At 69.2% G+C, this 20,060-nt stretch carries 19 protein-coding genes and 2 riboswitches; of the genes, 6 read left to right on the forward strand and 13 right to left on the reverse strand.

Annotated features, from left to right (window positions below):
• Positions 1 to 80: 80 nt before the first annotated feature.
• Positions 81 to 1,421, reverse strand: a complete 1,341-nt coding sequence (locus tag AC1DBE_RS06105) for a glycosyltransferase family 2 protein (protein WP_476969940.1) — start codon at positions 1,419 to 1,421, stop codon at positions 81 to 83.
• Positions 1,408 to 2,346 (reverse strand): ATP-grasp domain-containing protein, encoded by a 939-nt coding sequence (locus AC1DBE_RS06110; protein WP_476969941.1) that lies wholly within the window; start codon positions 2,344 to 2,346, stop codon positions 1,408 to 1,410. Before AC1DBE_RS06110 ends, AC1DBE_RS06105 begins: the two co-directional genes overlap by 14 nt.
• A 467-nt stretch (positions 2,347 to 2,813) precedes the next feature.
• A riboswitch (SAM riboswitch) is annotated at positions 2,814 to 2,928 on the forward strand.
• Between the two features lie 14 nt (positions 2,929 to 2,942).
• Between AC1DBE_RS06110 and AC1DBE_RS06115 the strand changes: the two genes are divergently transcribed.
• Genes AC1DBE_RS06115 through AC1DBE_RS06125 form a run of 3 tightly spaced genes read left to right on the forward strand, consistent with a single transcriptional unit; the run spans position 2,943 to position 4,896 of the window.
• Complete coding sequence (locus AC1DBE_RS06115) at positions 2,943 to 3,278, forward strand: DUF1737 domain-containing protein (protein WP_476969942.1); 336 nt, start codon at positions 2,943 to 2,945, stop codon at positions 3,276 to 3,278.
• On the forward strand, positions 3,275 to 3,691 hold the full coding sequence (locus tag AC1DBE_RS06120) for a rhodanese-like domain-containing protein (RefSeq protein WP_476969943.1): 417 nt from the start codon (positions 3,275 to 3,277) through the stop codon (positions 3,689 to 3,691). Before AC1DBE_RS06115 ends, AC1DBE_RS06120 begins: the two co-directional genes overlap by 4 nt.
• Positions 3,688 to 4,896, forward strand: a complete 1,209-nt coding sequence (locus tag AC1DBE_RS06125) for an O-succinylhomoserine sulfhydrylase (RefSeq protein WP_476969944.1) — start codon at positions 3,688 to 3,690, stop codon at positions 4,894 to 4,896. The genes AC1DBE_RS06120 and AC1DBE_RS06125 overlap by 4 nt, the downstream gene beginning before the upstream one ends.
• On the opposite strand, the gene AC1DBE_RS06130 is transcribed toward AC1DBE_RS06125, so the two are convergent.
• From AC1DBE_RS06130 to AC1DBE_RS06150, 5 genes are all read right to left on the reverse strand, one after another.
• Positions 4,883 to 6,001 (reverse strand): glutamate--cysteine ligase, encoded by a 1,119-nt coding sequence (locus AC1DBE_RS06130; protein WP_476879472.1) that lies wholly within the window; start codon positions 5,999 to 6,001, stop codon positions 4,883 to 4,885. The two genes, AC1DBE_RS06125 and AC1DBE_RS06130, sit on opposite strands and share 14 nt — an antisense overlap.
• A gap of 55 nt (positions 6,002 to 6,056) precedes the next feature.
• Positions 6,057 to 7,580 carry a UDP-N-acetylglucosamine 1-carboxyvinyltransferase gene (locus AC1DBE_RS06135; RefSeq protein ID WP_476969945.1) on the reverse strand — a complete coding sequence of 508 codons (1,524 nt, stop codon included), beginning with the start codon at positions 7,578 to 7,580 and terminating at the stop codon, positions 6,057 to 6,059.
• Positions 7,581 to 7,722: 142 nt separating this feature from the next.
• On the reverse strand, positions 7,723 to 8,526 hold the full coding sequence (locus tag AC1DBE_RS06140; RefSeq protein ID WP_476969946.1) for an energy-coupling factor transporter transmembrane component T family protein: 804 nt from the start codon (positions 8,524 to 8,526) through the stop codon (positions 7,723 to 7,725).
• On the reverse strand, positions 8,523 to 10,169 hold the full coding sequence (locus tag AC1DBE_RS06145; protein WP_476969947.1) for an ABC transporter ATP-binding protein: 1,647 nt from the start codon (positions 10,167 to 10,169) through the stop codon (positions 8,523 to 8,525). Before AC1DBE_RS06145 ends, AC1DBE_RS06140 begins: the two co-directional genes overlap by 4 nt.
• 13 nt (positions 10,170 to 10,182) lie before the next feature.
• The gene (locus tag AC1DBE_RS06150) at positions 10,183 to 10,815 is read right to left on the reverse strand and encodes an ECF transporter S component (protein WP_476969948.1); all 633 of its coding nucleotides are present in this window, start codon (positions 10,813 to 10,815) and stop codon (positions 10,183 to 10,185) included.
• Positions 10,816 to 10,884: 69 nt separating this feature from the next.
• Positions 10,885 to 11,024, reverse strand: a riboswitch (TPP riboswitch).
• A 154-nt stretch (positions 11,025 to 11,178) separates the two neighbouring features.
• Between AC1DBE_RS06150 and AC1DBE_RS06155 the strand changes: the two genes are divergently transcribed.
• On the forward strand, positions 11,179 to 11,718 hold the full coding sequence (locus AC1DBE_RS06155) for a heme-degrading domain-containing protein (RefSeq protein ID WP_476969949.1): 540 nt from the start codon (positions 11,179 to 11,181) through the stop codon (positions 11,716 to 11,718).
• 41 nt (positions 11,719 to 11,759) lie between these two features.
• Positions 11,760 to 12,023: a DUF4235 domain-containing protein gene (locus tag AC1DBE_RS06160; protein WP_476879466.1), complete on the forward strand. Its 264-nt coding sequence runs from the start codon at positions 11,760 to 11,762 to the stop codon at positions 12,021 to 12,023.
• Between the two features lie 31 nt (positions 12,024 to 12,054).
• On the opposite strand, the gene mnhG is transcribed toward AC1DBE_RS06160, so the two are convergent.
• Genes mnhG through AC1DBE_RS06190 form a run of 6 tightly spaced genes read right to left on the reverse strand, consistent with a single transcriptional unit; the run spans position 12,055 to position 18,411 of the window.
• Positions 12,055 to 12,450 (reverse strand): monovalent cation/H(+) antiporter subunit G, encoded by a 396-nt coding sequence (mnhG, locus tag AC1DBE_RS06165; protein ID WP_476879465.1) that lies wholly within the window; start codon positions 12,448 to 12,450, stop codon positions 12,055 to 12,057.
• Positions 12,440 to 12,718: an MrpF/PhaF family protein gene (locus AC1DBE_RS06170; RefSeq protein WP_476879464.1), complete on the reverse strand. Its 279-nt coding sequence runs from the start codon at positions 12,716 to 12,718 to the stop codon at positions 12,440 to 12,442. The genes mnhG and AC1DBE_RS06170 overlap by 11 nt, the downstream gene beginning before the upstream one ends.
• Positions 12,715 to 13,260, reverse strand: coding sequence for a Na+/H+ antiporter subunit E (locus AC1DBE_RS06175; RefSeq protein ID WP_476969950.1), 546 nt, complete (start codon positions 13,258 to 13,260; stop codon positions 12,715 to 12,717). Before AC1DBE_RS06175 ends, AC1DBE_RS06170 begins: the two co-directional genes overlap by 4 nt.
• Positions 13,257 to 14,855: a Na+/H+ antiporter subunit D gene (locus tag AC1DBE_RS06180; protein WP_476969951.1), complete on the reverse strand. Its 1,599-nt coding sequence runs from the start codon at positions 14,853 to 14,855 to the stop codon at positions 13,257 to 13,259. The genes AC1DBE_RS06175 and AC1DBE_RS06180 overlap by 4 nt, the downstream gene beginning before the upstream one ends.
• Complete coding sequence (locus AC1DBE_RS06185) at positions 14,852 to 15,394, reverse strand: Na(+)/H(+) antiporter subunit C (RefSeq protein ID WP_476878654.1); 543 nt, start codon at positions 15,392 to 15,394, stop codon at positions 14,852 to 14,854. Before AC1DBE_RS06185 ends, AC1DBE_RS06180 begins: the two co-directional genes overlap by 4 nt.
• The gene (locus tag AC1DBE_RS06190; RefSeq protein ID WP_476969952.1) at positions 15,391 to 18,411 is read right to left on the reverse strand and encodes a Na+/H+ antiporter subunit A; all 3,021 of its coding nucleotides are present in this window, start codon (positions 18,409 to 18,411) and stop codon (positions 15,391 to 15,393) included. Before AC1DBE_RS06190 ends, AC1DBE_RS06185 begins: the two co-directional genes overlap by 4 nt.
• A gap of 221 nt (positions 18,412 to 18,632) precedes the next feature.
• On the opposite strand from AC1DBE_RS06190, the gene AC1DBE_RS06195 reads away from it, so the two are divergent.
• Positions 18,633 to 20,030, forward strand: coding sequence for an MFS transporter (locus AC1DBE_RS06195; RefSeq protein WP_476903242.1), 1,398 nt, complete (start codon positions 18,633 to 18,635; stop codon positions 20,028 to 20,030).
• Positions 20,031 to 20,060: the final 30 nt, after the last annotated feature.

Below are 20,060 nucleotides of genomic sequence, written 5' to 3' on the forward strand. Positions count from 1 at the left end.
CGCCGGCAGAGGACCGGCCCGCAGCTGCGATACCGGGAGCATACGACATGCAGCCGGCAGGGCCTAGCACCGGCGCGAAATCAGCCCCCTGGCAGCCTGCGGCGTCCGCCGGAAGCCGTAACCGGGGCAGGCCTCACGCCGTGATGCGTGCCCGCGGCAGGCGCGCTGGCCGCCCCGGTCCGGGGGACCTTGTTCCGGCGGACCCTCTTGCCGCGGGTTTCCTGGCCGACGGCGGCCACCATGGCGAGGGCGGTAAACAGGGGGTAGAGGGCAACCAGCGGCAGGGCCCAAATATGCCGCAGGTCCCGCCAGGCCCGGTTGAGTGCCAGCCCGGACAGGGTCAGGACCACCGTCACGGCCAGCCCCACCCAGCCGATCAGCGCCCAAACTTCGGCACTGAGCGGACTCCGTCCCGCCGCCAGCAGCAGGGCCAGGTCCGCCAGCAGGACGATCTGCAGCACGGGGGCCGCCACCACGGTCATGGCGCTGAACATAACGCAGGCACCGAAGAAGCCTTTGCGGGGGTGGCCGGTCATGTCCTTGTGCACCCTTATGGTCTGCAGCAGCCCGCGGGCGCGGCGGACCCGGTGGCGCCAGAGGGCACCGATGGTGGAGGGCGGCTCGGTGTGCACCAGGGCGCTGGGGGCGAAACCCACCCGGTACCCGGCACGGCGGACCCGCCAGGTCAGCTCCAACACCTCAGCCATGGTGTCCCCACGGAACAGGCCGATTTCCTCAATGACCGAACGGCGGACGGCCCCGATGTTCCCGCAGACCGCGGGCAGGCAGCCGACCACGGCGACGGCCCGCCGGGCCATGCCGGTGCCGACCTGGCTGACGAATGCCAGCCTCCGGGTCTGGGCCCGGTTCAGGTTGATGGGCCGGTCAGCGCCGCAGACGGCCCCGGTCTTCTTGTCCGGGAAGCCCTGCAGCATCCTTTTGACGGTATCGCGGGTGAAGAGCCCGTCCGCGTCCGCGAACATCAGCACGTCCCCGGTGGCCCGCCCCAGCCACAGGTTCAGGGCCGCCGCCTTCCCGTCGTTGGCCTGGCTCAGCACCGTAATCCGGGGATCGGCGGCGGCCAGCCCCCGCATCAGTTCGGCAGTGTTGTCGGTGGAGCCGTCGTCCACCAGCACCACCTCGTACCGGTCGTAGCGGGTCAGCTGGATGGACCGGACGCAATTCTCAATGACCGTTGCCGCGTTGAAGGCGGGGACAATGATGGACACGGTGGGCCATTCATCGAACAAGGTCGGCGCGCCCTTGCGGTGGCGCTGCACCGCGAGCACCTCAAAGCAGAGCGCCAGTGGCAGCACCAGTAGCTTCACCAGCCCGAGCACCAGGAGGGGCAGGCCCAGAACCGGCAGGAGCAGGTCCGCGGCAGGGAGAACCGCGGCCAGTGCCGTTTCATACCAGGACATCCGCGTACGCTCCGGTGCTTTGGCGGAATGACGCCGGGTTGAACGAGGGCAGGTTGAAGGACGCCAGGACGGCGTCAAGCAGCTCCGGTGCGTGGCCGCTGTGGGCGCCGAACCGGGCGCTCACGTCCAGGACCACGGGGGTCCCGTCCGCGCGTCGGCGTACGTCGACCTCCACCGGGCCGGTCAGCCCCAACATGCGGACCGCGGCCATGGCAACATTCCCCACGTCAATGTCCTTCCCCGCCTCGACCCGGCGGGCGCTCACGCCCCCACAGCCCTGGGCCGGCTCCGCTTTTTCCACCACGACGACGAACGGTGCGGCAGTGTTGTGCGCCGGCATCCCGAACACCATGGGGCCGTATTCGGTGCCGGGGATATATTCCTGCACGATCTGGCCCTCCGGCAGCCGGTGCCAGTCCACCTGGGCACTGCCGTCAACCACCAGGACCCCGCGTCCGCCGCCGGAGACCCGGGGCCTGACCACCACGGGTCCGCCCAGCGCCTCCATGGCGGCGGCGGCGCCGGCGAAGTCCCGCGGAACCCCGAAGCGGGGCACGGGAACGCCGGCGGCCTTCAGCTGCGTGGCGGTGTAGAGCTTGTCGTTGGCGATGGCCACGGGCCCGGGGCTGCCGACGATAACGCGGACCTCCGGACCGAAGCCGGCCCGGAACGCCGCCAACTGCGGGAGTTCCTCGCTCACCGTGGGGATGATCAGGTTGACGCCCTCGGTGGCCACCAGCCGGCGGAGGGCCGAGACCATCTCCGGGTCACGCGCCTCGGGGACACGGACCACGGTGATTCCCGAGCCGGGCGGGAGTTCGCGGATGTCGGTGCCCAGGACGGGGATCCCGCGGGCCTTCAACTGCGCCGCGATGGCCCTGCCTGCGCGGCCGCCGGCGCCGGTGACCAGCACCCGGGGCTTCACTGCTTGTCCGTTCTGGAGCTCAGGAGACGGCCGGGTTCGTGGGCGCCGGCCACCGGACGCCCCAGGAAAACGTAAATCGAGACCATGACAATCCAATTCCTTCGTTGAAGTTCCGACGGCCCCTCCAGAGCATCGCCGGGCAAATTGGCGGATCAGCAACCCCGTCCGGCCAGCACCGGACTCTGGAGTGGGATTGCGCTTGCCCTGGCCCCCTGATGCCCCCGCACTTCCCGTCCCGGGACCCCTGGACTAGCTCTCCCAGTAAAGGTGAGGGCGCTATCGGATATCCCGAGTAGGGACTACCCGATTCGGCGCCGTGGCCGTGGGCCGGCCTTGCAGGTAGTACTTAGGGATAGCTCCGGGAGTACCCGGCGGCGCGGCGTGCGGTCCGCCGGGACTCGTGCCTCGTGACTCAACATGACGGCCCCGCCGCGGCGGCCGCCACGGTTGGTGCTACGTTTTTGGGGAGTAATGAGACCCGGCGCCAAGCCCTGACTTGCCGGTCGGCAACCCTCCCTTTCGCGGCGGGGTGCCTCAGGTGAATACTCGGCATATCGACCACTCGAGCTGCAAGCGTGAAAGTAAGGAGATCCGTCATGCCCGACGCATCCGCCCCCTCAGTGCCCGCCACTGAGCCCGCACCGTCCCCCGCCGCCTCTGGCCAGGCCGCGGAAGAAAAGCTGGCCTACCGGCTCTTCACCGGCCCCGACGACCGCAGCTTCTGCGAGCGCGTGTCCGCCGCCTTAGCCGAGGGGTACGTGCTGCACGGCAGCCCCTCCGCAACGTTCAACGGCAGCACCGTCATCGTGGCCCAGGCCGTCGTCCTGCCGGCCGCCATTGCTAGCGCCGACGCCGCCGTGGCCAGCGCCGTCGATGACCTCGACGGCGCCGACCTGTCCGGGGCCGACTTTGCCGGCGAGGGGCACGCATGAGCTACGCCGGAGACCTGAGCCCGCAGGACGCCTGGGCCAAGCTGGAGGCGGGCGCCGTGCTGGTGGACGTCCGCACCGAAGGAGAGTGGTCCCGGATCGGCATCCCGGTCACGGCGCCCGGCACCGGCAGGGAGCCGCTCTTTGTGCAGTGGACCCTGGCAGGCGGCGCTCCGAACCCGCAGTTCCTGGACCAGCTGCAGCGCCAGGCGCCGGCGGCCGGGACCGCCGAGTTGGTCTTCCTGTGCCGTTCCGGCGCCCGCTCCATCGCCGCGGCAACGGCGGCCACCGCGGCCGGTTTCACTGCCTACAACGTCTTGGAGGGCTTCGAGGGCGAACCCGGCCCGACCGGGGCGCGGACCGTGAACGGCTGGAAGAACCGCGGCCTCCCGACCAGCCTGGAAAGCACCCCGTGAGCTTTAATCCCGACGCGCAGGACTGGAGCGCGGAAACCCAGGCCGTCCGTGGCGGGCTGGACCGCACCGGGTTCCAGGAAACCACCGAGCCGATCTTCCTGAACTCCGGGTTCGTCTACGAATCTGCCGCCGCGGCAGAGCGCGCCTTTACCGGTGAAGACGAACGGTTCGTCTACTCCCGCTACGGCAACCCCTCCGTGGCCACCTTCCAGGAACGGCTCCGGCTGCTCGAAGGCACCGAGGCCTGCTTCGCGACGGCGTCGGGCATGTCCGCGGTGTTCACCGCGCTCGGCGCCCTGCTTGGGGCCGGCGACCGCGTCGTCGCAGCGCGTTCGCTGTTCGGATCCTGCTTTGTGATCCTCAACGAGATCCTGCCGCGCTGGGGTGTGGAGACCGTCTTCGTGGACGGCCCTGACCTGGAGCAGTGGCGGGCGGCGCTGGCCGAGCCCACGACGGCGGTGTTCTTCGAATCGCCGTCGAACCCCATGCAGGAAATCGTGGACATCGCCGCGGTGAGCGAGCTCGCGCACGCCGCCGGCGCCACCGTGGTGGTGGACAACGTATTCGCCACCCCGCTGTTGCAGCGGTGCGGGGAACTCGGAGCGGACGTTGTGGTGTACTCCGGCACCAAACACATCGACGGACAGGGCCGGGTGCTGGGCGGTGCCATCCTGGGTACCAAAGAGTTCATCGAGGGCCCGGTCAAACAGCTGATGCGCCACACCGGGCCGACCCTGTCCGCCTTCAACGCCTGGGTGCTGAGCAAGGGCCTGGAGACAATGGCCCTGCGGGTGAACCACTCCGCCGCCTCCGCGCTGCGGCTGGCCGAATGGCTGGAGGCCCAGCCCGCCGTGAGCTGGGTGAAGTACCCCCTGCTGGCCTCCCACCCGCAGTACGAGCTGGCCGCCCGGCAGATGAAAGCCGGCGGCACTGTGCTGACCCTGGAGCTTGCGCCCTCGCCGGGGCGTTCGGCCAAGGACGCGGCGTTCGCGCTGCTGGACGCGCTGCGGATCATCGACATCTCCAACAACCTCGGCGATTCGAAGTCGCTGATCACTCATCCGGCCACCACAACACACCGCGCCATGGGCCCCGACGGGCGGGCAGCGATCGGGCTGAGCGACGGCGTGGTGCGGCTGTCGGTGGGCCTGGAGGACGTTGAGGACCTGATCGGCGACCTGGAGCAGGCGCTCAAGCAGGTGTAGCCCCGCACGCCGTCACTTCGACGGCCCGCTCGACGACGGCGGACATTCCGCGGGCATTGAACTGTTCGCGCTGCAGCTGGGAGCCGGTGCCCTCGGCCAGCAACCGGGTGATGCCCCGGCGGACCAGCTCCAGTTCGCCCTGCTCGGCCAGCACCGGCGCCACGAAGTCCACCAGCGCGTGCACCACCTCGGCTGCGGGGGCGGGGGTGAAGGTGCCAAAGTCCAGCAGTTCCCCGCGGAGCCCGCAGTTGCTGGCCTGCCATGCGGCCATCCGCAGCAGCAGGGTCGGCACCGGGGCGGGGTCCACGCCGTCGTCCCATTCGCGGGATGCCGTCTCGACCAGCGCCCGCACCAGCACGGCTATCAGGGCGGCGTCCTCCGCCCGCAGGCACACATCGGCGACCCGGATTTCGACGGTGGGATGGTGCCGGCACAGCCGTGAATCGAAGTAGACCATCCCCTCATCCATCAGCACCCCGGTCTCGACCAGCCGGTTCACCACCCTGCGGTAGACGGGGAGGCTGCCAAAGATCATGGTGGGCCCGGACCCCGGCCAGCGGTTCCACGCCTGGGTGCGGTAACTCTCGAACCCTGTCTCGGCCCCGTTCCAGTAGGGCGAATTGGCGCTGAGCGCGATCAGGACGGCGAGTTTGTCCCGGATCCGGTCGATCACGGCCACCGCCTCCTCCGGCGACTTCACCAGGGTGTGGACGTGGAGGCCGCAGGTCAGCTGGTTGCGGACCGTGCGTCCGAACCGCTCCTGCATGGTCACGTACCGCTGCTTCGGTGTCAGGTGACTCGAGGAGGCCAGCGGCGAGGTGGCCAGGGCCGCCACCCGGGCGCCGTGCCGGCGGGCGGCGGCGTCCGCTGCCGACCGGGAGCGCCGGATCTCGCGGAGGAGGCTGGTGTGGTCCGCGCAGGGCGGGGTCTGGATTTCGAGCTGTTCGAGCTTGAGCTCGAAACTGAAGCCGGAGTCATCGTGCCGGGTGTCGGCGGGGTCGACGCCGGGCTTCAGGTCGCGCAGCACGGTGTCAGCAAGCGCCAGCGGAACCCCGGTGGCGGGGTCCACGATCAGCAGTTCCTCCTCGACGCCAAAGGTGCGCATGCAACCATTGTGCGCCAGCACCTGCCCTAGACCGCTGTTTCGCGGGAGCGCGGTATCAGTCCTGGAAGTACTCGACCTTGGCGCCGATGGTGTTGAGCCGCTCGGCCAGGTCCTCGTACCCGCGTTCGATCACGTAGATGTTGCGCAGTTCGGACACACCCCGCGCTGCGAGCATGGCCAGCAGCAGGCAGGCGGCCGGGCGCAGGGCCGGCGGGCAGCCGACTTCCGCGGCCCGCCACTTGGTGGGTCCGTTGACGTAGATCCGGTGCGGATCCAGGAGCTGGACCTGCGCGCCGAGCTTGTTCAGTTCGGTCAGGTAGATGGCCCGGTTCTCGTAGACCCAGTCGTGGATCATGGTCTGGCCCTGCGCGTTCGCGGCGATCACGGCGAAGAAGGGCAGGTTGTCGATGTTCAGGCCGGGGAAGGGCATCGGGTGGATCTTGTCCTCCGGCGCTTTGAGCTCCGAGGGCTTGGTGGTGACGTCCACCAGCCGGGTGCGGCCGTTGCGGGCCACGTATTCGGCCGAGACCTCCAGTTGCTGGCCCATCTGCTCGAGGGTGGCCAGCTCGATTTCCATAAACTCGATCGGCACCCGGCGGATGGTGACCTCGGAGTTGGTCACGATTCCGGCGGTGATCAGGCTCATCGCCTCGATCGGGTCCTCGGACGGGAAGTACTCGATGTCGACGTCGATTGAGGGGCGTCCGACGATCTTCAGCGTGGTGGTGCCGACGCCGTCGATCTCCACGCCCAGCATCTGCAGGTAGAAGCAGAGGTCCTGGACCATGTAGTTCGGGCTGGCGTTGCGGATGATGGTGGTGCCGCGGCGGTGGGCGGCTGCCATGATTGCGTTTTCGGTCACGGTGTCGCCGCGTTCGCTCAGCACGAAGGAACGGTCATGCCCGTCCGACGGCGGCGCCTGAACACTGTAGAAACCGGACTTCGCCTCGACGGACAGATCGAACTGGCGCAGGGCCTGCATGTGCGGCTCCACGGTGCGGGTGCCGAGGTCGCAGCCGCCGGCGTACGGCAGCCGGTATTCGGTGGACTCATCCAGCAGCGGGCCCAGCAGCATAATGACGCTGCGGGTGCGGCGGGCGGCCTCGACGTCCATCGCGTCGAGGTCCAGGACGGCCGGGCGCCGGATCTGCAGGTCGTTGTCGTTGAGCCAGGTGCATTCGACGCCGATGCTGGTGAGCACCTCGACGATCCGGTTGACTTCCTCGATCCGGGCCAGCCGGCGCAGGACGGTGGTGCCGCGGTTGATCAGGCTCGCGCACAGCAGGGCCACGCCGGCGTTCTTGCTGCTGTTGACGTCCACGGCGCCGGCGAGCGTGCGGCCGCCTTCCACCCGGAGGTGGGTCATCTGCGGCCGGCCCACTTTGACGATCGCCCGGCCAAAGATGGTCTCGAGCCGCTGGATCATTTTCAGGCTCAGGTTCTGCTTGCCCTGCTCCATCCGTGCGATGGCGCTCTGGCTGGTTCCCAGCTCGGCGGCCAGCTGTCCCTGGGTCCAGCCCTTCTCGCCGCGGGCATTCCGAAGGACGGCGCCGACGTATTCAGCAGTCTGTTGAGTCATATTCAATAAATATCACGGATGAGTTATTTTGGCCTGCTCATGGGCGTGAATTGCAGTGAAGCTCACAAAATATCCATTCTGTGCGATATGCTCTCCTCCCGCCGAGGGCCCGGGGCCCAGCCCTCTGGCGCCACCTCCGGCGCTACTGCTGGCCGAGGAAGACCATGTTCCAGGTCCCGGCGCCGAGCGCTGCCGCCACCGCGCCGCCCGCGATCAGCACGCCGCCGAGGACCACCCACACGTCCAGCGGCGTGAATACTGCTGGCCGTGCCCAGGTCCGCGGCGCCCCGCCGAACCCGCGGGCTTCCATGGTCACGGCGAGCCGGGAGGCGCGGCGGACTGCCTGGACCAGCAGTCCGAAGCTTTGCCCCAGTGTGGCCCTCAGCCGCTGCCCCGGGTTCCCGTGCGAGCCGACCCCGCGCGCCCGCCGCGCCATGCCGATGGTCTGCCATTCCTCGGCCATCAGCCCCACCAGCCGCATCGCGGCGAGGGTGCCGAGGACAAAGCGGTGCGGCAGTTTGGCCTGCTGCGCCAGGGCGTCGGCGAAGTCGGTGGGGTCCGTGCAGCTCATCAGCAGGACCGCGGGCAGGGCGATCGCCAGACCGCGCAACAGGAAACCGAGGCCCAGCGCCAGCGAGCCTTCGCTGATGGACCAGACGCCGACGTCGAGCAGGGTCCGTCCGTGGTCCGCGGCCAGGATCGCAGTGCTCCAGCCGCCCAGGGCAGCGGCGAGGATCAGCGGCCAGCCGCGCTGCCAAAGCAGGGCCAGGGTCAGGCCGGCGAGCGGGAACAGCAGGAGTTCGAACCCCAGCGCCACGGAGGCGGATACCCAGTCGATGGAGAGCGCCAGGACGAGGGTGATGAGCAGGACGCCGAAGAACTTGGCCAGCGGATTCGCGCGGGTCAGCACGGCCCCGGTTCCGGGCAGGATCAGCGGGGCCCTCACGGCGCCGCCACCCCCGGGATCGTCCGGCCGGCGCTGTCCGGCTGCCGCGCATGCGGCGCGGCGAGTGTCAGTTCGGTGCCGCCCAGGACGGCGCTGAACTCCGCGTCGTGGGTCACCGAGACCACGGCGGTCCCGGCGTCGAGGAGCTCCGAGAGGAGGGACGCCAGTTCCGCCCACGTGTTGGCGTCCTGGCCGAAGGTGGGCTCGTCGAGGACCAGCACCTGCGGGTGGGCGGCCAGCACGGTGGCCACGGAGAGCCGGCGTTTTTCGCCGCCGGAGAGCGTGTAGGGATTGGCGTCCACCAGGTCGCGCAGCCGCAGGCGTTCCAGGAGCTCGTCCACGCGTTCTTCACCATGGCCCAGGTGGCGCGGGCCGAACTTCAGCTCGTCCAGCACCCGACCGGTCACGAACTGGTGCTCGGGTTCCTGGAACACGGTGCCGATCCTGGCGATCAACTGCTGGGCCTTCCACTTGTAGGGGTCGATGCCCGCGCCGGCGCTCAGCTCGGTGGTGGCCGATACTGTTCCCGCCACCGGGGCCAGCAGGCCGGCCAGGGTCAGGGCGAAGGTGGACTTGCCGGAGCCGTTCGGGCCGGTGATGGTCAGGGCCTCTCCAGCCCGGACCTGGGCCGCGAGGCCGGTCTGCACCGGCGCCGGCGGGATGGCCCTGAAGCCCTGGAGCAGGCCCGAGCGGCGGGTCCGCTCGCGGGACACGGCGAGGCCTTCGGCGGCCAGGAGCAGCTGCCCGGACTGGACGCCGCCGGACTGGATCCCGCCGCCGGGGACGCCGCCAGACTGGACGCCGTCCCCACCGGGTTGCCGGCGGGGACGGGTGGGCGGCACGTGGCCCGGCACCCAGACCCCGGCAGCGATGAGCATGTCCCTCGCCTGCGCCAGGACCTGGTCCGGGGCGCCGTCCAACAACACGGCCGGCTCCGTGGCAGAGCCCGGCTGCAGCACCACGATCCGGTCGACGAGGTCCTTCCACACGGCCACCCGGTGCTCCACCACCACCAGCGTGGCTCCGGTCCGGTCCAGGCACCGTGCCACGGCGTCGCGGACTTCCAGGACACCCGCGGGGTCGAGGTTGGCCGTGGGTTCGTCCAGCAGCAGCAGCCCGGGCCGCATGGCGAGGATCCCGGCGAGCGCCAGGCGTTGCTTCTGTCCGCCCGAGAGCGCGGACGTCGGGTGCTGCAGCGGCAGGCCGGCCAGCCCGACGTCGTCGAGCGCCTCCGCGACCCGCCGCCAGATCTCCGCCGGGGGCACGGAAAGGTTCTCGGCGCCGAAGGCGACGTCGTCACCCAGCCGCGAGAGCACCACCTGGGTTTCGGGGTCCTGCTGGACCAGGCCCGCCGTGCCGCGCCGGGCCCGGGGCGGGGCGCCGTCGATCAGCAGGCTGCCGGTCTCGTCCGAATCCTCGGAGTCCGCGGCCGGTCCCGCGCCGGCGCTGTCGCCGAGCACCCCCGCCAGGGCGTGCAGCAGCGTGGATTTTCCCGCGCCGGACGGCCCCAGGAGCAGCACGCGTTCGCCGGGGCTGATGTCCAGGTCCAAGCCGCTCACGGCCGGGCGGGTGCGGCCGGCATGCCGCCAGCCCCAGCCGCGGGCGGTGACCGCAGCCGGGCGCACGTCGTCGAGGGTTCCCATACGTGTCCGGGCCCTAGGAGAACACGGGTTCCGTTGCCGCCTTGCGGGACGCGAAGGAAGCCAGCACACCGGTCCGGGCCAGGCCGCGGGTGGCGATCCAGGCCAGGGCGCCGGCGATCACGGCCCCGGAGATGGCGCAGAAAATGATGTAGGCGAGCTTGTCACCGGTCTCGTACGCGATGTTCCAGCCCCAGGGCAGGAAGGAGTCGTTCAGGCCGCAGAACAGGCCGGCGCCCGCTCCGGCCAGCAGCGAGACCGGCAGGTTGAACCGCTTATAGAGGAACGCGGCGAAGATGAGCTCCGCGCCGAGGCCCTGCAGGAAGCCGGAGAACAGCACGGACGCGCCGTACTGCGAGCCCATGATCAGCTCCCCCGTGGCGGCTACGGTTTCGCAGAACACGGCCGCTCCCGGCTTGCGGATAACCAGCATGCCCAGAATCGCGGGGATCATCCACCCGCCGGCGTACAGCCCGGTCAGTGGCGGGTAGACCGCGTTCAGCGGCGTGGTCACCACGTTCGCGCCCTGGTCCCAGGCCCAGAAAATTACGCCGCCGGCAACAGCGATCAACGCCGCCACCACAATGTCCACCACCCGCCAGGTGTATTTGCCCGCGGTCAGTGTCTGCTTTGCAGAAATATCAGTCATGTCTTCCTCCTGAGGTACAGGAGGGGAGGGCGCTCCGGTGGCGCCGCGGTTTGCACCGCGGGTGCCGGGCACCCTGAGAACTCGACTCCCTTGCGCCGGTACTAACCGGATCAGGTTCGAGGGTCTGCGGCTGTCCGCACTCTCAGCGCCCACCTAAGGTTCCGGACTGCTCCGGAAGGCCCGACGGCGGCGCTCCCCTGTCGTATGCAATTCACCCTTGTGGGCTGGCTCAGTTTACACCCGGCAGATCGCCCGCACGAGCCGGTGACCGGGATCGGCCTGCTTGGTAGAGTCTGCTCAGATCGCGAGCATCGGCCGCAGCCGCGGCCGGGCCCCGGCCGCCACTGACGGAAGGTGATTCCTTTGACCGACTCCCCAGCGCCTTCCCCCGACTTCGACCCCGATTCCGCGGAGCCCCAGCCGCCGGGTTCCCTGGCGGAGCTCATCGGCCGCATCCTCACCGAAATCGAGGAGCTCCAGTTCCGGTCCTTCAGCAAGGACGACGCCCTGGACCTGGGGCTGCTCCTGGTGGAACTGGGCCGGGAGCGCTCCCATCCGATCGCCATCGACATCACCAAGGGCGAGCAGGTGCTCTTCCACGCGGCGCTGGAGGGCGCCACCCCTGACAACGGCCGCTGGATCAAAGCCAAGCAGCGCACGGCCGTGCGGTACGAGGTCCCGTCCCTGCTCGTGGGGCTGCGGGCGCGGGCGTCCGGGCGGCGGATCGAGGACAACGCCTGGTTCGACCAGCTGGAATTCGCGGCCCACGGCGGCTCCTTCCCGATCTACCTGCGCGGAACCGGAATGATCGGCACGGTCACCGTATCCGGCCTGCCGCAGAAGGCTGACCATGAGCTGGTGGTCGAGGCGCTGTCGGAAATCCTCGGACGGCAGGGACGCTAGGCTAGGGGGAGCCCTGTTTCCGCCCGCAAGGAGTACGACGCATGAACATCCTCATCAAGTTGCTCGGCACCGGCATCAGCCTCGTCGCCGGTTTCGTCGGGACCAAGCTGGTCGACACCGCGTGGGAGAAGACCACCGGCAACAAGCCGCCGAAGGGCCACGACGACGACGTCCCCACCACCCTGCGCCAGGCCCTGACGTTCGCGCTGATCTCCGCTTCGGTCAGCGCCATCATCCAGGTCCTCGCCAACCGCGGCACCCAGCGCGCCATCAGCCGCTTCGCCAAGACCCAGGACATCGTCTAAGGGCACACCGCTATGGGCACACCGCCCGGCGTCACTCGCCGTCGTCGGTGAACCCGCGTTTCCCGGCCGCCTGCTGCACCACGGCTTCGAGCTCGTCGGCGCTGAGCAGTTCCGGGTGCAGGTGCTTGGTCCGGTAGCCGGCCCGGCCCACCATGTGGGCCGAGACCGGCACCGTGAGCAGCTGGAAGATCCACGCGACCACCAGCACCGGCCACACCCACCATGTGCGCATCTGCAGCCCGACGGCGCACAGCAGCAGGAACAGCCCCAGTACCTGCGGCTTGGTGGCGGCGTGCATCCGGCTCATCAGGTCCGGGAAGCGCAGCAGGCCGATCGCGGCGCCGAGGGACATGAGCGCCCCCACCACCATAAAGACGGCAGAGACTGCGTCGATCACGGTATCCACGGAGCTCGTCTCAGGATTCATTGGGCTGCTTCCTCCGGTCCGCCACGAACCGTGCCACCGTCACCGAGCCGACGAAGCCGATGATGGAGATGGCCACGAGCAGCATCAGGTTGTTCAGGTGCCGGTTGACGGCCATGTCGATGCAGAGCGCCGCGCCGAGGATGGCCAGCAGGACGTCCGCGGCCAGCACCCGGTCCAGCAGCGAGGGCCCGCGCGCGATGCGGATGATCGCCCCGGCCGCGGCAAGGGAGAGCACGACGGCGGTGATGATCAGGACGAGGGGCATCATCCGGCTACCTCCTGCTGGAGTGCGGTCAGTTCGGCCGGGGTGCCCATGATCCGGATCAAGCCCGCTTCGGTGTCACGCACTTCCTTGCGGAGCCTGGCAGCGTCGTCGGCGTCACGGACGTTGATGCCGTGGATGTAGAGCGTGGACGTGGATCGGTCCACCTCCACCACCAAGGACCCGGGGATCAGGGAAATGACGTGTCCGGTCGCCGTCACCAGCAGGTCGGAGTGGCTGCGGAGGGGGACGGCGACGACAGCGCTGATCACCCGCGGCCCGCGCACCACGGCCAGGAAGAATACCTGGAAGCTGGCCGCGACCACTTTGCCGAGGAAGACCAGGGCGAAGGGGACGGCCCGCAGCACATTAAAGCGGCCGCCCAGTTCCACCGGCGGCAGGTAGAGCAGCCGGGCCACCACCACGGCGATCAGGGCGCCGAAGAGCAGGTTACCGGGGCTGAAGTCCTGCCACAGGGCACCCCAGACGATCACGAGCCAGACAAGCAGCGGCAGCTCCTGGCGCAGGGAGATTCGCTTGCGGGTCATTTGCCGCCCTCCTGTCCCGGCGGCTGGGCTATGGCCGGGACCGGCGCCTGGTCACCCAGCACCGCATGGATGTAGGAGGTACGGTCCAGCATCACCCCGGCCGACTGGCCGGCAACCTGGAACAGCGGCCCGGCAAAGACCGTCAGCGCCACCCCGAACAGCACCAGCCCGAGGGTGGAACCCACCATGGTGCGCGGCAGCAGGGTCACGCCCTGGCTTTCGGAGCCGCCGGCGGAGGCGGCCAGGAGTACGGGATCAGGATGTTCGGCGTCCTCGGGCTTGCGCCAGAACGCACGGTTCCAGACCCTTGCGATGGCCAGCAGCGTCAGGAGGCTGGTCAGCACGCCGCCGGCCACTAGCGCGTAGGCCAGCGGCGTGCCCAGGGCGACGCCGGCCTGCAGCAGGCCGACTTTGCCCAGGAAACCGGAGAACGGCGGGATGCCGGCGAGGTTCATGGCCGGCACGAAGAACAGCACGGCCAGCAGCGGGGAGAGCTTGGCGAGCCCGGCGATCCGGTCCACCGAGGAGCTTCCGGCCCGGCGCTCGATCAGGCCGGTCACCAGGAAGAGGCTGGTCTGAATGGTGATGTGGTGCGCCACGTAGAAGACGGCCGCGCCCAGCCCGGCCACGGAGGACATCGCCAGGCCGAAGACCATGTAGCCGATATGGCTGACCAGGGTGAAGGAGAGCAGACGTTTAATGTCACTTTGGGCCAGCGCGCCAAGGATCCCCACCACCATGGTCAGCAGTGCCGCGACCATCAGCGGGGTGTTGAACGTGTCCCCGGGGAAGAGCAGGGTCTCGGTCCGGACCATCGCGTAGACGCCCACCTTGGTGAGCAGGCCGGCGAACACGGCCGTCACGGGGGCCGGCGCCGTCGGGTACGAGTCGGGGAGCCAGAAACTGAGCGGGAACACGGCCGCCTTGATGCCGAACGCCACCAGCAGCAGCACGTGCAGCAGGTTCCGGGTGCCCTGGTCCAGTTCCATTAACTTGATGGCCAGGTCCGCCATGTTGATGGTGCCGGTGGCGCCGTAGATCATGGCGATCGCGATCAGGAACAGCACCGAGGACACCACGGAGACCACCACGTAGGTCACGCCGGCGCGGATCCGCGGCCCCGTTCCGCCGAGGGTCATCAGCACGTAGCTGGCCGTCAGCAGGATCTCGAAGCCCACGTACAGGTTGAAGAGATCCCCGGAGAGGAAGGCGTTGGACACGCCTGCCACCAGGATCAGGTACGTGGGGTGGAATATCGACACGGGTGCGTCGCTGTCGCCGTCGGCCATGCCCTGGCCGGTGGCGTAGACCAGCACGGCGAGGCTGATGGTGGAGGAGACCACCAGCATTAGCGAGGAGAACTGGTCCACCACCAGCACGATGCCCCAGGGCGGCAGCCAGCCGCCGATGTTGACCGATGCTGTCCCGCCCTGCCAGACGGAGGCCAGCAGCAGGCACTCCAGCAGCAGGGTGAGCGAGAGCAGGGCGATGCTGACGGTGCGCTGGGCCCGGGGATGCCGGATTAGCAGGAAGGTCAGGGCGGCGCCCAGGATCGGGAGGACGACGGCGAGCGGGGCAAAGCTTGCGATGTTCACTTGGTCCCTCCTTCCGGGCCGGGGGTGATGTTGCGGGAACCGGGTTGTTCCTCCGCCGCGGCTGCGGCGGCCGGCATCGGCCGGGGGCCGGCCTGCACGGTCTCTACGCCGTCCACACCGCCCACCAGGGGGAATTCCGAGGTTTCGACGGGGATGACGGCGTCGTCCTCGGCGTCGAAGCTGGGTGTCTCGGCCACGCGGCGGTCTTCGGCGTCGTCCTGGATCTCGTCCTGCCGGGCCAGCACCCAGGTGCGGTAGATGATGCCCAACATAAAGGCCGTGACGGCGAAGGAGATCACGATCGAGGTCAGGATCAGGGCCTGCGGCAGCGGGTCGCTGTAATCCCCCGCGGCGGTGCCCTTGCTGTACAGCGGGGCCAGGCCCGCGTACCCGCCGGTCGCCAGGATCAGCAGGTTGGTGGCGTTGGCCAGCAGCATCAGGCCCAGCAGGACCCGGGTCAGGCTGCGCTCCAGGATCAGGTAGATGCCGCAGGCGTACAACGCGCCCATGACCGTCAGCAAGGTCAGATTGACGTTCATGAGATGCCCTTCGCGGTGGTTTCGGCCGCGAGGCCGTCGATCTCCGGGGCGCCGGACGATTCGCCGGGGCCGTCCTCGGGTTCCTCTTCGAAGTGCTCGTCGATTTCGGCGCCCAGGCTGCGCAGCACGTCCAGGGCCAGGCCGACCACCACAACGTACACGCCGATGTCGAAAATGGTGGAGGTGACGAACTTGATGTCGCCGAAGACCGGCAGCCAGAGTTCGATCACGGCGCTTTGGAAGACCTGGCCACCCAGGAGGAGCGGTGCCACACCGGACGCGGCGGCGGTGGCCAGCCCGATGCCCAGCAGCGCACCGGCGCTGACTGGGGTGGCCTCGCGCAGTTCGAAGCGGCCGCCCGCGAGGTAGCGGATGGTCAGCGCCAGGCCGGCCATCAGCCCGCCGGCGAACCCGCCGCCGGGCAGGTTGTGCCCGGCGAGCAGCAGGTAGATCGAGAACACGATCATGGAGTGGAAGATCAGCCGGGTGATGACTTCGAAGATGATGGAGCGGCGTTCGGGCGCCATGGTCCGGCCGGCCACCAGCCAGGCGTCCCGGGTGGACGCCGCGAAACGGCGGCTCATGGCGAGGGCCGCGTTGTCCCTGGTATGCGCCGGCACGCGGGTCCTGCGGCCGACGGTTCCTTCTGCCACCGAGGAGGCGGGGCCGATGCGGTCGCCGCGGCCGCGGACGAAGATCAGGCTGGCGACGCCGGTGGCGGCGAGGGCCAGCACGGAGATTTCGCCGAAGGTGTCCCACGCCCGGATGTCCACGAGAGTCACGTTGACCACGTTCAGTCCCCCGCCGCCCTCGTAGGCCAGGCGCGGGAACTCCAGGGAGACCGGCGTCGCGACCCGGGCGCCCAGGGCGTAGATCGCCACGAAGATCATCGTGATCCCGAAGGCCGCGCCGATGATCACGCGGACCACCCGGTATTTGCCGCCGGTGCGGTCCCGGAGTTCGGCCGGCAGGCTGCGCATGGCGAGGACGAAGGCCACCAGGATGATGGTCTCCACCAGCATCTGCGTCAGGGCCAGGTCCGGCGCGCCTTGCAGCGCGAACATCAGGGCGATCCCGTAGCCGGTGACCGACACCATCAGCACGGCCAGGAACCGTTTGTTGGCCCGGACGGCGGCGAGCGCACCGATCACGATGCCGGCGCCGGCCACAAGCTGCAGCGGCGAGCCGGGATCGATGAAGTACAGGCCGTCGGGCAGGGGCTTGTTGGCCAGGACCAGCGCCGTGAGCGGCAGGGCGAAGGCGACGGTCAGGATGACCGCCAGGTAGAAGTAGAGCGAGCCCCGCTGGGTGCGGCCGGTGATCCACACGGCGGCGTCGTCGAGGGCGCCGATGGTCAGCTGGTAGGCGCGGTCGCCGTCGACCCAGCCGGGGACCAGGGCCTGCACCCGGGAGACGGCGTTGCGGCCGTAGAACATCGCCAGGCCGAGGGCGAACGTGACGGCAGTCAGCCCCAGGGCCGGGGTGAGGCCGTGCCATAGTGCCAGGTGGCCGGCGTCGGCCTCACCGCCGGCGGCACCGGCATGGCCGGAAAAGAGCGCAGCGTACGGCTGGATCCAGCCGTCCACCGGGTCCGGCCACACGCCGTAAACCACGGTCAGGAGGCTGAGCAGGGCGGGGGTGGCCAGGAAGGCGGGTTGGATCGCTTTGAACGGGGTGGCCGGCACGCCGGGCTTGACCGCGAAGGCGCCCCACATGAACCGGGCACTGTAGGCGAACGTCAGGATGGAACCGAGCACCAGGCCACTAAGGAGCACGAGTCCCCACGGTCCGGTCCCGGCGCCGGAGTGGTGCACGAAGGCCTCGAAGACCGATTCCTTCGCCACGAAGCCGGCCAGGGGCGGGACACCGGCCATCGAAGCAGCGCCGATCGCCGCCACCACGGCCAGCGCACGGGAGGACTGGTAGACGCCCGAGAGCTTGCGGATGTCGCGGGTCCCGGCCTGGTGGTCGATGATGCCGACCACCAGGAACAGTGTGGCTTTGAAGAGGCCGTGGGCCAGCAGGAGGGCGAGCCCGGCGAGCGCCGCATCCGGTTTGCCGAGGCCGACCACCATGGTCAGGAAGCCCAGCTGGCTGACTGTGCCGTAGGCGAGGATGAGTTTGATGTCCGTCTGCCGCAGGGCGCGGTACCCGCCCACCAGCATGGTCGCCAGGCCCAGGCCCAGCACCACCGGAAGCCAGTACGCCGTCTCGGCGAAACCGGGAGCCAGCCGGGCCACAAGGTAGATCCCGGCCTTCACCATGGCGGCGGCGTGCAGGTAGGCGCTGACCGGCGTCGGCGCCGCCATCGCCCCGGGGAGCCAGAAGTGGAAGGGCACCAGGGCGGACTTGGTGATGGCGCCCACCAGGACAAGGACGACGGCGGCGGCCACGGCCGCCGCCGCCGGGCCGGCCACCAGGTCCGGCGCCATCTGCAGGATCGTGGAGATCCGGTAGGTGCCTGCCGTCGCGCCCAGCATGATCAGCCCGACCAGCATCGCGAGGCCGCCGGCGGTGGTGACCACCAGCGCCTGCAGCGCCGATCGCCGGGCCGAGAGGCGGGTGCGGGCGTAGCCGATCAGCAGGTAGGACAGGACCGTGGTCAGTTCCCAGAAGATGAACATCAGGAGCAGGTCATCGGCGGTGACCAGGCCGAACATCGCACCGGCGAAGGCCAGCAGTTGGGCGCCGAACCCGCCCAGGTAGCTGTCTTTGTCTTTGAAATAGCGCGCGCAGTAAACCAGGACCAGGGTGCCGACGCCCAGGATCAGCAGGGACATGACCCAGGCCAGGGCGTCCATGCGGAAGGCCAGCTCCAGGCTCAGGTCAGGGATCCACGGGATGGACACCGCGGTTGACCCGGCGGCCGAATAGACCATTCCGTGCTGGAAGACCAGCCACACAAAGGAACCCGCGGGCACCGCCGCCAGCGCGAAGAACGCGTTTCTACCGAGTCTGCGGAAGAGGAACGGGGCCACAGCAGCCACCGCGAAGTGCACGGCAAGGACTGTGATCACTGGTATCTCCGCAACGTCGGGAATGCGATTATCAAAAAGTTGGAGCAGGCGGGGCAATTGGTTAGGTTCGGTGCGGCTAGTTTACCAAGCGTTGACAAATTGTTTTGACCGTGACGGGCCAGACCACCCGCGGCGGCCGCCTCCCCGCACTCGCCGAGGACCCGCCGGCGTCAGGGCCGTTGGTTCCAAGGCCCCGGCATGCGGACGGCTACCATCAGGCTATGAACTCCGCCATACCCCAGGCCACGCGCCCTGCTTCGGAACTCGAGTCCGGCGCGCATGCCACGGGCAAGGGCCGCGTCCTTGCCTGGGCTGCGTGGGACTGGGGCTCCGCGGCCTTCAACGCCGTGATGACCACCTTCGTGTTCACGGTCTACCTGACCTCCAAGGCCTTCGGCGGCGAGGACCAGGCCTCCGCCGTCCTGGGCTCGGCCCTCGCGATCGCCGGGGCGGCCATCGCCCTGCTGGCACCGGTCACCGGCCAGCGCTCGGACACCGGCGGCCGGCGGAAACTCTGGCTCGGCGTCAACACGGCCGCCGTCGCGCTCCTGACCGGCCTCTGCTTCTTTGTCTTCCCCCGCCCCGAGTTCCTGCTGCTGGGCGTGACACTGATTGCGCTCGGCAACGTGTTCTTCGAATTCGCCGGCGTCAACTACAACGCCATGCTCGCCCAAATCTCCACCCCCGCAAACATCGGCAAGATCAGCGGCTTCGGCTGGGCCTCCGGCTACCTCGGCGGAATTGTCGCGCTGCTGATCGTGCTGCAGCTCTTCGTCCAGCCGACCATCGACTGGGTGGGCGCCTCCACGCAGGACGGCCTGAACATCCGCCTCGTCGCCGTGTTCTCCGCGCTCTGGTTCCTGGTCTTCGCCATCCCCGTGATGTTCGCGGTGCCCGAGGTACCCAAGGCCCGGCACTCCAACCTGGGGTTCTTCGCGTCCTACGGCCTGCTGGGCCGCCGGATCCGCGCCATCTACCGGACCAGCCCGCACACCATCTACTTCCTGCTGGCCAGCGCCATTTTCCGCGACGGGCTCGCCGCCGTGTTCACCTTTGGCGGCATCATCGCCGCCGGGACCTTTGGCTTCGAACTCAAACAGGTGATCTTCTTCGCCATCTTCGGCAACATCGTGGCCGCCGCCGGGGCCCTGCTGGGCGGGTTCCTCGACGACAAGGTGGGACCCAAGGCGGTCATCATTGGCTCGCTGGCCGGGTTGCTGGTCTCCGGGAGCGTCATCCTCATCCTCGGCAACGGGAAGTATTCCTTCTTCGGCATGGACTGGGCCGGGAGCACGACGTTCTGGGTGTTCGGGCTGTTCCTGTGCCTTTTTGTCGGTCCGGCGCAGTCCTGCTCCCGCGCCTATCTGGCTAGGCTCGCCCCGCACGGCGAGTCGGGGGAGCTCTTCGGCCTGTACGCGACCACCGGCCGGGCCGTGAGCTTCCTGGCCCCTGCGCTGTTTACGCTATGCATCACCGTCGCCACGCCCCTTGTTGCTCCCGGCGAAGCGCAGCGCTGGGGCATCCTGGGCATCATGGTGGTCCTGCTCGCCGGGCTGCTCGTGCTGCTACCGGTCAAAGCGCCCGGCAAGACGGAGATCGCGGTGGTACCCGAGGCCTGAAGCTGCCCGAAATCCGGGTCGGCGCACTAG

This window comes from Arthrobacter sp. 10T416 (assembly GCF_056394165.1).

Bases quoted from the DNA above. Each gene is read 5' to 3' on its own strand.
- AC1DBE_RS06160 (WP_476879466.1), top strand. From the start codon at position 11,760: ATGAACATCCTCATCAAGTTGCTCGGCACCGGCATCAGCCTCGTCGCC.
- AC1DBE_RS06120 (WP_476969943.1), top strand. From the start codon at position 3,275: ATGAGCTACGCCGGAGACCTGAGCCCGCAGGACGCCTGGGCCAAGCTG.
- AC1DBE_RS06135 (WP_476969945.1), bottom strand. From the start codon at position 7,580: ATGACTCAACAGACTGCTGAATACGTCGGCGCCGTCCTTCGGAATGCC.
- AC1DBE_RS06170 (WP_476879464.1), bottom strand. From the start codon at position 12,718: ATGATGCCCCTCGTCCTGATCATCACCGCCGTCGTGCTCTCCCTTGCC.
- AC1DBE_RS06150 (WP_476969948.1), bottom strand. From the start codon at position 10,815: ATGACTGATATTTCTGCAAAGCAGACACTGACCGCGGGCAAATACACC.
- mnhG (WP_476879465.1), bottom strand. From the start codon at position 12,450: ATGAATCCTGAGACGAGCTCCGTGGATACCGTGATCGACGCAGTCTCT.
- AC1DBE_RS06115 (WP_476969942.1), top strand. From the start codon at position 2,943: ATGCCCGACGCATCCGCCCCCTCAGTGCCCGCCACTGAGCCCGCACCG.
- AC1DBE_RS06185 (WP_476878654.1), bottom strand. From the start codon at position 15,394: ATGAACGTCAATCTGACCTTGCTGACGGTCATGGGCGCGTTGTACGCC.
- AC1DBE_RS06105 (WP_476969940.1), bottom strand. From the start codon at position 1,421: ATGTCCTGGTATGAAACGGCACTGGCCGCGGTTCTCCCTGCCGCGGAC.
- AC1DBE_RS06145 (WP_476969947.1), bottom strand. From the start codon at position 10,169: ATGGGAACCCTCGACGACGTGCGCCCGGCTGCGGTCACCGCCCGCGGC.
- AC1DBE_RS06130 (WP_476879472.1), bottom strand. From the start codon at position 6,001: ATGCGCACCTTTGGCGTCGAGGAGGAACTGCTGATCGTGGACCCCGCC.
- AC1DBE_RS06175 (WP_476969950.1), bottom strand. From the start codon at position 13,260: ATGACCCGCAAGCGAATCTCCCTGCGCCAGGAGCTGCCGCTGCTTGTC.
- AC1DBE_RS06195 (WP_476903242.1), top strand. From the start codon at position 18,633: ATGAACTCCGCCATACCCCAGGCCACGCGCCCTGCTTCGGAACTCGAG.